Origin of the sequence: Neobacillus sp. SM06, from assembly GCF_050496765.1 — a bacterium.
Classification (GTDB): Bacteria; Bacillota; Bacilli; order Bacillales; family Cytobacillaceae; genus JAEVLT01.
Window position 1 is genome coordinate 1 of sequence record NZ_JBNWEO010000007.1, and the last position, 10000, is coordinate 10000.

Annotated in this window: 7 protein-coding genes, 15 tRNA genes, 2 rRNA genes and 1 pseudogene (1 of these 25 cut by a window edge); 5 read left to right on the forward strand and 20 right to left on the reverse strand. The window is 43.3% G+C overall.

Features of this window, described 5'->3' with window-relative positions:
- Positions 1–363: 363 nt before the first annotated feature.
- Together ACQYAD_RS01090 and ACQYAD_RS01095 are read right to left on the reverse strand one after the other, a co-directional pair.
- A protein-coding gene (locus ACQYAD_RS01090; protein WP_430234555.1) for an IS3 family transposase occupies positions 364–1513 on the reverse strand; the annotation gives its coding sequence in 2 pieces (ribosomal slippage) (positions 364–1240 and positions 1239–1513; 1152 coding nt in all).
- Positions 1514–1557: 44 nt separating this feature from the next.
- Positions 1558–1755, reverse strand: coding sequence for a hypothetical protein (locus ACQYAD_RS01095; protein ID WP_430234718.1), 198 nt, complete (start codon positions 1753–1755; stop codon positions 1558–1560).
- A gap of 771 nt (positions 1756–2526) precedes the next feature.
- On the opposite strand from ACQYAD_RS01095, the gene istA reads away from it, so the two are divergent.
- Positions 2527–4104, forward strand: a complete 1578-nt coding sequence (istA, locus tag ACQYAD_RS01100; protein WP_430235171.1) for an IS21 family transposase — start codon at positions 2527–2529, stop codon at positions 4102–4104.
- Positions 4101–4871: an IS21-like element helper ATPase IstB gene (gene istB / locus ACQYAD_RS01105; protein WP_430234720.1), complete on the forward strand. Its 771-nt coding sequence runs from the start codon at positions 4101–4103 to the stop codon at positions 4869–4871. Before istA ends, istB begins: the two co-directional genes overlap by 4 nt.
- Positions 4872–4906: 35 nt before the next feature.
- On the opposite strand, the pseudogene ACQYAD_RS01110 reads toward istB, so the two are convergent.
- A pseudogene (locus ACQYAD_RS01110) lies at positions 4907–5362 on the reverse strand (hypothetical protein); the annotation flags it as partial.
- Positions 5363–5716: 354 nt separating this feature from the next.
- Between ACQYAD_RS01110 and ACQYAD_RS01115 the strand changes: the two are divergent.
- Genes ACQYAD_RS01115 through ACQYAD_RS01125 form a run of 3 tightly spaced genes read left to right on the forward strand, consistent with a single transcriptional unit; the run spans position 5717 to position 7232 of the window.
- On the forward strand, positions 5717–6211 hold the full coding sequence (locus ACQYAD_RS01115) for a hypothetical protein (RefSeq protein WP_430234722.1): 495 nt from the start codon (positions 5717–5719) through the stop codon (positions 6209–6211).
- Between the two features lie 52 nt (positions 6212–6263).
- Positions 6264–6827 carry a hypothetical protein gene (locus ACQYAD_RS01120; RefSeq protein ID WP_430234724.1) on the forward strand — a complete coding sequence of 188 codons (564 nt, stop codon included), beginning with the start codon at positions 6264–6266 and terminating at the stop codon, positions 6825–6827.
- A gap of 33 nt (positions 6828–6860) precedes the next feature.
- Complete coding sequence (locus tag ACQYAD_RS01125) at positions 6861–7232, forward strand: hypothetical protein (protein ID WP_430234726.1); 372 nt, start codon at positions 6861–6863, stop codon at positions 7230–7232.
- A 270-nt stretch (positions 7233–7502) separates the two neighbouring features.
- On the opposite strand, the gene ACQYAD_RS01130 is transcribed toward ACQYAD_RS01125, so the two are convergent.
- The 17 genes from ACQYAD_RS01130 to ACQYAD_RS01210 all read right to left on the reverse strand — a co-directional run.
- Positions 7503–7584: transfer RNA gene (locus tag ACQYAD_RS01130), tRNA-Leu, on the reverse strand.
- 12 nt (positions 7585–7596) lie between these two features.
- Positions 7597–7670 (reverse strand) — tRNA-Cys (locus tag ACQYAD_RS01135).
- Between the two features lie 6 nt (positions 7671–7676).
- A tRNA-Gly gene (locus ACQYAD_RS01140) sits at positions 7677–7751 on the reverse strand.
- 4 nt (positions 7752–7755) lie between these two features.
- Positions 7756–7830, reverse strand: a tRNA-Gln gene (locus ACQYAD_RS01145).
- Positions 7831–7867: 37 nt separating this feature from the next.
- A tRNA-His gene (locus ACQYAD_RS01150) sits at positions 7868–7943 on the reverse strand.
- An 11-nt stretch (positions 7944–7954) separates the two neighbouring features.
- A tRNA-Trp gene (locus ACQYAD_RS01155) sits at positions 7955–8028 on the reverse strand.
- A 4-nt stretch (positions 8029–8032) separates the two neighbouring features.
- A tRNA-Tyr gene (locus ACQYAD_RS01160) sits at positions 8033–8117 on the reverse strand.
- Positions 8118–8145: 28 nt separating this feature from the next.
- Positions 8146–8221: transfer RNA gene (locus ACQYAD_RS01165), tRNA-Thr, on the reverse strand.
- A gap of 16 nt (positions 8222–8237) precedes the next feature.
- A tRNA-Phe gene (locus ACQYAD_RS01170) sits at positions 8238–8313 on the reverse strand.
- A gap of 286 nt (positions 8314–8599) precedes the next feature.
- Positions 8600–8676: transfer RNA gene (locus ACQYAD_RS01175), tRNA-Asp, on the reverse strand.
- 3 nt (positions 8677–8679) lie between these two features.
- A tRNA-Met gene (locus ACQYAD_RS01180) sits at positions 8680–8753 on the reverse strand.
- Positions 8754–8909: 156 nt separating this feature from the next.
- A tRNA-Val gene (locus ACQYAD_RS01185) sits at positions 8910–8985 on the reverse strand.
- Between the two features lie 9 nt (positions 8986–8994).
- Positions 8995–9066 (reverse strand) — tRNA-Glu (locus ACQYAD_RS01190).
- 13 nt (positions 9067–9079) lie between these two features.
- Positions 9080–9171 (reverse strand) — tRNA-Ser (locus ACQYAD_RS01195).
- 4 nt (positions 9172–9175) lie between these two features.
- Positions 9176–9250 (reverse strand) — tRNA-Asn (locus ACQYAD_RS01200).
- Between the two features lie 9 nt (positions 9251–9259).
- Positions 9260–9376: ribosomal RNA gene (gene rrf / locus ACQYAD_RS01205) — 5S ribosomal RNA — on the reverse strand.
- Between the two features lie 129 nt (positions 9377–9505).
- A 23S ribosomal RNA gene (locus ACQYAD_RS01210) occupies positions 9506–10000 on the reverse strand (it continues 2445 nt past the right edge of the window).

The following is a 10000-nucleotide window of genomic DNA, read 5'->3' on the forward strand; positions in this document are numbered from 1 at the left end:
ACAAGAAGTCAAGACAGTTTTTTTGAAAAATTAAGGTGTATACAAGATTAATTACTTAGATATTTCTATAATACAAGGGTCTTGATCTCCTCTTCCTGTATGGAAATTGAGGGGAATAGCGCCAATTAGACATTGTCCACAGGTGGAGGACATAGTATAAGCGAAGGCGTGGGAGAAATGGTTTCCTCCTACACCCAAGATCACCCCAAAGCGCTGAAATGTTGGTAAAATTTCATCCTCTTCATAAAAGATTGGTTCGTTAGAACGAATCTTTTATGAAGAGGGCAGCAAGCGAAGCGCGGTAGGATTTTTTTAAGTTTAGATATAAATATAAGACAACTTTCTTGACGAACACCGCTACTGTTATTCACATGTGGATAACAGTACAACATCCCGGTTATACACAGCAGCTGGTGTATGGTTATCCAATGACTGGTGTGGTAAGTAGTGGTTGTGTAGATGGATATAGCGTTCCACACCTTGCCTCGTTTCTCGCGGGCTAGTATAGTCGTTGATATAAATCTCATTGTACTTCAGGCTACGCCAGAACCGTTCTATAACGATGTTGTCCTTTGCACGGCCTTTGCCATCCATGCTGATGCGGATTTCGTTCTCCTTTAGCAAATCTGTGTACTGTGGGCTGGTAAAGTGGCTCCCTTGATCACTGTTAATAATGGCGGGTTTGCGTTTGGCTAGCGCCCTTCTCATAGTCTCTAATACGAACCCGATTTCAAGGCTTTGATCCAATTGCCAATCCACAATGAAGCGAGAATACCAATCCATGATGGCGTAGAGGTACATCCAGCCTTGCTTCATCCGGATATACGTGATATCCACACTCCAAACCTGGTCGGGCTGAGTAATGTTTAGCCCTCGAAGTAGGTAGGGGTAGATCCGGTGCTGGAGATCCCGTTTGCTAAGGTTCGGACCGGGATAGATAGCCATAATACCCATCTCTCGCATGTACTTTCTTACTGTATTTTCGTGAATAAGATCCCCTTCTCGATTCATAATGGCAGCTATCTTTCGATAGCCCAGAAAAGAATGCTTTGTATATAGCTCATCAATCCGGTGCTTGAGGCGAATTTCCTCCGGAGAGGGAGGGACCGGCTTATAGTAAAGACTGGTGCGGTTTAGATTAAGTAAATCCGCTTGTACGAGGATGGAGTGTTCGGAGCAATCCCATTCTATGAGATCAATACGCTCTTCACGAGTAAAGTTAGAGGCCAGATTTTTTTTTAAGCCACGACAATTGGGTGGTTAACTTACCAACCTCGGCGTAGAGTTCATTGATTTGTTGTTCATATTCTTTTTTCATTTTGGTGATACCTTTACGATCATCAACAAACAGCTGTGAGAGGTTTTGTACCACCTCGGATTTCCACCGGTTGAGGACATTGGTATGGATCCCATGCTCAGAAGCGAGCTGTGAAACTGACTTTTCTTCCTTTAGGATTTCCAGTACAATTTGCGCTTTTTCTTCTGGGTTAAACTTTCTTCGAGTGGTTGACATACAACTAAGAAACTCCTTTTTTATTGTCTAGTTTATATGTAGCATTATAATGATTGATCCTCATTAGGAAGAGGGACAACATTTCCATTCGGGAATTCTTTAACCAGTTTTCCGTTCTTTTCGTACACAATATACGTGTTATTTACCTTTGCATCAATTCTTGCCCGTTCTCCCGTCATCTTTACCCATTTATCTGCCCAAGCAAATTTTCTTCTTGGCGCACTGTTTTGGTCTTCTAACATCAGTCAACACCACCTTATTAGAAATTATAGCAGATTAGAGCTGCACCATACATCAAACCAAAATCCCCTGTATCTTTCCATTACGAAAAATATGAAATTGAAAAGCGGGTGCTATGTCTTTCTTATCCAGTCGGTCTACTAGTCGAAAGGAATTCAAGATGTCTTTCGAATTATTTACCGTCTAAATAAGTGATTGCAGTTGAAATATCGCATTAATTGTCTTAGCGAATTCCTCGTTGCAGTATTTCTCGAAAAATTCTATAGCATCAAATAGACAATTAGGTGCATGGAGTTAATGAAATCTCTTAAATTATTAGTGTCTACGTACTTTTTTTGATCATTATAGCATTTTGGCGCATAAAACTTATTGATGTCATTAAAAACTTCTTCACTTATTAAAACATCCTCTTGCCATCCCGTTTCACTTGTCTTTCGCATTACATTATTAAACTCTTCTAAGATTTGATAAATCTGATTTCTCGCCTTTCGAGGAATCACTATTTTTTTCTCTTTAATTGCTTTTTCATTCCTCTGCGAATAGGGAATAAACATATGGTTTTCTTCCGGCTGGAATATACGTGTGAATGCTAAACTAAAGTAGACCATTTCTGCTAGATAAAAATGAACACTTTTACTGAGATGTGGGGGCAGGTATTTTGCATTTTACCGGTGTTGCCCCGGGGAGGGGCAACACCGGTAAAATGCATCGCCACGGCTGATCCCTTCAAAAATCTGCTCCATACGATATAATATTGGTTGATTTATATTGTGATGGAGGAAGTAAAGGTGGAAAAATGGGAAATGTATATGAAGATCAAGCAATTAAAAGAACAAGGATTTAAGATTAGGAGAATTGCCAGGAAACTGGGGGTATCAAGAACGACTGTATACAAATATCTAGAGAAATCCCCGAAGGAATTGGCAGAGTGGGCAGCCTCGACAAAGTCCCGCACCAAAAAGCTGGATCCATATGAGATGCTTATCCACACATGGCTTAGTGAAAATCCTGATATGTCATCAGCGCAAGTTCATGATTGGCTAATGGAGAAATACGATAACTTCACTGTTGGGGAAAGTACCGTACGAAGTTATGTGAAAGAGCTTCGTGAGAAATATGCCATACCAAAAGAGACACATCAACGGGTTTATGAGGCGATACCTGATCCACCGATGGGGCAACAAGCCCAGGTGGACTTTGGAAAGACCAACCAGAAAACGCCACAGGGCAAGTCCGTCAAAATGTATTTCATCACCTTTGTACTATCGCATTCGAGATACAAATATGTTGAATGGCTGGATAGGCCATTTACGACAAAAGATATGATTCGCATGCATGAGCATGCATTCCAGTATTTTGGGGGTATGCCCGACGAACTGGTATATGACCAGGATGCCCTGCTTATGGTAAACGAGAATGCGGGGGATTTGATTCTGACAGAGGAATTTCAGGCTTATCGGGAGGCGAGAAAATTGAAAGTCCATTTCTGTAGAAAAGCTGATCCGGAAAGCAAAGGGCGAATTGAGAGAGTCGTAGGTTTTGTCAAGGACAACTTCGCCAAAAACCGTGTCTTTCAAAACATTGACCTATGGAATGAAAGCTGTATGGCATGGCTGGGGAGAACCGGCAATCGAAAAATACATAATACAACAAAAAAGAGACCAGTTGAAGTGTTTGTGCTGGAAAAGCAACACCTTAAGCCGGTCATCAAAGAAATTACTATTTCAAATGTTGGTTCTAGTATAACAAGAACAGTGCGAAAGGACAATACGATTATCTATCAATCCAATCGCTATTCTGTTCCACTCGGAACCTATCAAAAAGAGAAAGAGGTCTATATTGAAATAACGGCTGAGAACCGTCTGGTGATACGAGAGCAAACGGAAGGACCAGTTATCGCCAACCATCTCATAGCATTCGAAAAGGGAAAACTCATTCAGGACAGGCAGCATACACGGGATCGGACCAAGGGGATAAGCGCATACATTGCCACCGTATCCACCAATTTTACAGATGAAAAAACGGCTACTGCTTTTCTGGAGGAAATTCATCATAGATACCCGCGTTATGTGCGTGATCAGCTGGGAATCATTTTAAAGGTATCCAAGGCGGCAAACCAAACCGTCAGGGATGAAACACTGCGAGAGTGCGCCAAACGTGGTGTATACAGTGCCACTGAGTACAGTGATGTGTTGGCATTCATTCAGCGCCAGCATCAACAGGATGAACCGAAACATATGGATGAGGAGATCAAGGCGCTGCATGATATAGATCTTTCGCTTCTGGATACGAAGCCGGAAACCCGGGAATTGGCACGCTATCTGGATGTATTGAAAGGAGCAACCGTATGACACAATCACTTGAACAGCTGCAGGAACAGTTTCGAACATTGCGGTTATCAGAGACGGCAAATCATTTGCCCTCTCTGATTCACCAGGCCGAGTCACAAGATTGGACATACCGCATGTTTCTGGATCATCTGATCGCCTATGAATTGAAACGCCGGGATGAAAAGTTAATTGAAAAACGATTGAAATTGGCAGCATTCCCGTTTTATAAAACAATTGATGCATTTCGGGTAGACGAGCAACAATCCCTGAGCCAAAAACAGGTTAATCAGTTAAAGGAATACACATGGCTGGACCAGCTATATAATTTGATCATCCTTGGACCACCGGGCGTGGGAAAAACACACTTGGCAACGGGGCTGGGTATAGAGGCTATTCATCAAGGCTATAAGGTATCCTTTATTTCCATGGGGCAACTCATCCATACGCTGAAGACGGAGGATGTCAGCAGAAAAGCACAGACAAGAATGAAGCGCATCCGGGGTTCCAATTTGGTTATTATCGATGACTTGATGTTCATGGCAATGGATTCTCGAGAAGCCAATCTTTTCTTTCATTTAATAAATGACCTGTATGACAATGCTTCCGTCATTTTAACTTCCAACAAGGGGCCAAATGAATGGGGCGAACTATTGGGAGACCCTGGCATTACAACGGCTATTCTGGACAGATTGTTGCATCGTGCAGAAATCATTCATTTTAGGAATGACGACAGCTATCGTATGAAACATCGTTCATCCATTTTCATGGAAAAAAGTGTTCAAAATTAATGAGCAAAAAGTGTTCATTTTTACTTGACGGCTACAATACGCCAATCATAGGTATCATGCTTGGATATTTTTCCTGCCGGGTAAAGTTCATATCCGTCATTTTGAAGCAATTGATTTATTTTATTTAGATATTCTCTCCATTATCCTTTTTCAAATCTGACTTCAGGATGAAAAACCTCAGACAGAAATCTCAAGTATTTTTCATCCGACCCGTTTTTCAATGGGAATCTTTCATCCTCAAAAACCCAGCAAGAAGGGTAATCATCGTTATTTACTGTGTGTTGAACAATATCCCCTTCAGCATTTGAAAACCTCGGATCATTACTCGGCATGCTTTCCAGTTCGTACAATCTTTTCAAAAAATCTATTTCATCCATTCGTCCGAAGTAATGATATGAAACTTTGTCCGGTAGATACCATTCATCTGTATCAATTCCATTCTGAAACAAATCTAGGATATCACGCTTGGTTATATCACTAATCCGATTCATTATTTTCCCTTCCCCTTCCTACTCACCATTGAGAATACAAATAAGCGACATTACTTAACTGAATAATTAGTTGCCTTTGCGTTTCGCATCTAAATATGAGCTTACCAAAGTTCAGGTAAGCTTTTTTTTGCGTTACTTTTCAATTAGATTAATGATTGAGCTGCAATTAGTCTAACTATCGATAACCCTTATTATCGCTATATAGAAAAGGAAGAAAAAAACAATTCGCTTCAATAAAGGTAACCTTAATAAAATTGATTTAAGTAACCTGAATTATCTATCGCCCCCTTTCGTTTCTCCCTTTAATTTTATATAATAATTTTAGTAACCTAAATCAAAAGGAAGAGGAATGAGATGAACTCTCGTGGAGGAAAACGCCAAGGCGCCGGGAGGCCCGCATCTGGAACAACAAGGAAAGTCTCTCTTACTTTATTGGATGAAACATGGGATCGAATAGAGGAAACCAAACAGGAACAAAACATCAGTCAGTCGGCCGTGCTGCGTTCCATCATTGAAAATCATTACACAACTGCAGATCAGCCAGTCGTCAACGAACGGGAAGTCATGTGGTGGGAAATAGCCCGGAAGAATGTATTCGAAGGAATTATTGAGATTGAGAAAAGCTTGCTCCATGAATGCATCCTGCATCGAAAATATTCGAATGAGTTGGAAAAAGAAGTGTGGGATCGCTGTGTCGCCAACAGCAGGGCATATCGAAAGCCGAGAGTCAGTTATTTGCTGGATGCCTTCAAATTCGAGGGGAAGCGTTTGTCATTTGACCAGAATTTTGAGTCGCTCAAAGAGCAAGCTATATTTTCTATCATCGAGTATGTAAGATTGAATAGATAAAATTCACTTTATACCATTGAAAAATAAATTGGTGATATTGGGAGATACCAAAATGACATTAGAACTCAAGCATCGCGATGACCAGACTCTTTCCACGGATATTCTAGAACTTCAACAGGAGGCCAGACAACATTTAGCCAATTCGAAAGCCGAAAACACAAAACGAGCATATCGAACAGACTGGACTCAGTTTACAGATTGGTGTCAAACAAACGGTTTTCACTCCCTCCCTGCTGAACCAGAAACCCTCGTATACTACATAACATTCTTAGGAAAGAGCCTGAAGGCTTCTTCCATTAAAAGAAAACTGACTGCCATTTCCCAACGTCATGAAACAGCAGGCTTCCAAAGTCCAACAAAAACAGCACTTGTAAAAGTGGTCTGGGACGGGATACAGCGCTCAATAGGAGTAAAAGAACAAGGGAATGATGCTCTGTGGCTAGAAGACCTTAGAAAAGTTGTAGAGACTATTCCGAGAGGCACGAGTATCGGCAACCGAAATCGCGCTCTTCTGGTTATTGGTTGGGCAGCTGCCTTACGTAGAAGTGAACTCATTTCTTTGGATGTTGAACATGTGGAGAAGACACGGGAAGGACTATTGCTGAATCTGGTATGAAGTAAGACGGATCAAAAAGGAGAAGGGCAAATAGTGGCATTAACATATGGTAGCAGCCCACTTACCTGCCCTGTACGATTGTTAGAAGACTGGATTGAAGCGGCCGGCCTTGAGGATGGCCCTCTTTTCCGAAGAATTGATCGTCATGGAAATATCCTTGGTAGAATGACCCCTCAATCTGCCCGATTAATCGTAAAAAGATGTTGCGAGTCAGTTGGAATGCCTTCCGAAAAATACGGTGCGCATAGCCTGCGGAGTGGCTTTTGCAGTACAGCAGCAAAAGCGGGTAAGGCTGAGCATCAGATTATGAAACAGACGAGGCATAAAAGAAGTGATTCATTGCAACGCTACATACAAAAAGTAAACCTGTTTGATAATAATGCAGCAAGCGGGATTGGTCTTTAGCATCAAAATCATCTGATTTCTTCTCTTTGGCTACTTAATTTGTCTCAGATACTAATTAATTGTGCATCTAAGGACCATATAAGGGAGATAGAAAACCCTGTGTAAAACTGTGTAAAATAAATGATACTATGTGTATTTCTGGTGTAAAACTTTTAAATTCCTATCGTTTTCTATCGTGACCCTTAAAAAGCAGAAACCCCGAAAACATTGATAAATCAACGTTTTCGGGGTTTCTAATTGCTTTAAAATGAACTTAAAGAGTTCTCATGATACCGGTGGTCGGGGTCGAACCGACACTCCAGAAGGAACACGATTTTGAGTCGTGCGCGTCTGCCAATTCCGCCACACCGGCATATTAAAATTTTGGAGGCGGCAACCGGATTCGAACCGGTGGTAAAGGTTTTGCAGACCTCTGCCTTACCACTTGGCTATGCCGCCATTTCATGGAGCGGAAGACGGGATTCGAACCCGCGACCCCCACCTTGGCAAGGTGGTGTTCTACCACTGAACTACTTCCGCAAATTGGCTGGGCTAGCAGGATTCGAACCTACGAATGACGGAGTCAAAGTCCGTTGCCTTACCGCTTGGCTATAGCCCAATCATAACATATTTTTAATATAATTTCTAGTCTTTAATGGGGCGATTGATGGGAATCGAACCCACGAGTGCCAGAGCCACAATCTGGTGCGTTAACCACTTCGCCACAACCGCCATTATCTGTTTGGCAGGGGTAGTAGGAATCGAACCCACACTGGAGGTTTTGGAGACCTCTGTTCTACCTTTAAACTATACCCCTATAATGGTGGAGGGGGACGGATTCGAACCGCCGAACCCAGAGGGAGCGGATTTACAGTCCGCCGCGTTTAGCCACTTCGCTACCCCTCCACATTTTTAATTATTTATTGCCAGCTCATGGTGCCGGCGAGAGGACTTGAACCCCCAACCTACTGATTACGATTCAGTTGCTCTACCAATTGAGCTACACCGGCTCAAAACCAATTTCAATGGTGGCTCGGGACGGAATCGAACCGCCGACACAAGGATTTTCAGTCCTTTGCTCTACCAACTGAGCTACCGAGCCATATTATTTCAATACCCTAAATTATTCTGAAATCGTCCTTTGCTCGAAAGGATCTCTCGATTTTTCTCGCATGTTGCACTGGAAGCTTTTCTCAACGATGTGAGCAACATGCTCTACCGACTGAGCTACCGAGCCATATTATTTCAATATCCTAAATTATTCTGAAATCGTCCTTTGCTCGAAAGGATCTCTCGATCTTTCTCACATGTTGCACTGGAAGCTTTCTCAATGATATGAGCAACATGCTCTACCGACTGAGCTACCGAGCCGTATTTTTTTATTAAAGTGGCGGTCTGGACGGGACTCGAACCCGCGACCTCCTGCGTGACAGGCAGGCATTCTAACCAACTGAACTACCAGACCGAATTGCGGGGGCAGGATTTGAACCTGCGACCTTCGGGTTATGAGCCCGACGAGCTACCGGACTGCTCCACCCCGCGACAATAAGAAGTAATTAATTTATCCATGCCCTATGTTTAGCAATGGACTGTCCTCAACTCAGAATGTTTACTCAAGATGCTGTTCGTTGAGTACAACTCGCTGCAGATTCAACGATGCTTTGCTCGTTGCTCCACCCCGCGATAATATTATTTAAATGGTGGAGGATGACGGGATCGAACCGCCGACCCTCTGCTTGTAAGGCAGATGCTCTCCCAGCTGAGCTAATCCTCCATTTAAAAGTGACCCCTACGGGATTCGAACCCGTGTTACCGCCGTGAAAGGGCGGTGTCTTAACCGCTTGACCAAGGGGCCGTTAAAATATATATGGCGGAGAGCAAGGGATTTGAACCCTTGAGACAGGGTTACCCGTCTACACGATTTCCAATCGTGCTCCTTCGGCCACTCGGACAGCTCTCCAAAATGGCTCCGCAGGTAGGATTCGAACCTACGACCGATCGGTTAACAGCCGATAGCTCTACCACTGAGCTACTGCGGAACAATCCAAGCCCGGCAACGTCCTACTCTCGCAGGAACTTGCGTTCCAACTACCATCGGCGCTGAGAAGCTTAACTTCCGTGTTCGGTATGGGAACGGGTGTGACCTTCTCGCCATTGCCGCCAGACTATGAACAAGACATATTTTATTATAATGCCTTTTTTTATTTTTTCAAGAGAAAGTTAAAAATTCATTCTCTCAAAACTAGATAATCAAGAAGAAGTAAACGAAGAACGAGATCGCGCATTCAACTACATTGGTTAAGTCCTCGATCGATTAGTATCAGTCAGCTCCACACGTCACCGCGCTTCCACCTCTGACCTATCAACCTGATCGTCTTTCAGGGATCTTACTAGCTTGACGCTATGGGAAATCTCATCTTGAGGGGGGCTTCATGCTTAGATGCTTTCAGCACTTATCCCGTCCGCACATAGCTACCCAGCGATGCCTTTGGCAAGACAACTGGTACACCAGCGGTGCGTCCATCCCGGTCCTCTCGTACTAAGGACAGCTCCTCTCAAATTTCCTGCGCCCACGACGGATAGGGACCGAACTGTCTCACGACGTTCTGAACCCAGCTCGCGTACCGCTTTAATGGGCGAACAGCCCAACCCTTGGGACCGACTACAGCCCCAGGATGCGATGAGCCGACATCGAGGTGCCAAACCTCCCCGTCGATGTGGACTCTTGGGGGAGATAAGCCTGTTATCCCCGGGGTAGCTTTTATCCGTTGAGCGATGGCCCTTCCATG

What these genes read in the sequence shown, in the direction of transcription:
- ACQYAD_RS01095 (WP_430234718.1), bottom strand. Translation starts at nt 1,755, where the DNA reads ATGTTAGAAGACCAAAACAGTGCGCCAAGAAGAAAATTTGCTTGGGCA.
- istA (WP_430235171.1), top strand. Translation starts at nt 2,527, where the DNA reads ATGGAGGAAGTAAAGGTGGAAAAATGGGAAATGTATATGAAGATCAAG.
- ACQYAD_RS01120 (WP_430234724.1), top strand. Translation starts at nt 6,264, where the DNA reads ATGACATTAGAACTCAAGCATCGCGATGACCAGACTCTTTCCACGGAT.
- istB (WP_430234720.1), top strand. Translation starts at nt 4,101, where the DNA reads ATGACACAATCACTTGAACAGCTGCAGGAACAGTTTCGAACATTGCGG.
- ACQYAD_RS01115 (WP_430234722.1), top strand. Translation starts at nt 5,717, where the DNA reads ATGAACTCTCGTGGAGGAAAACGCCAAGGCGCCGGGAGGCCCGCATCT.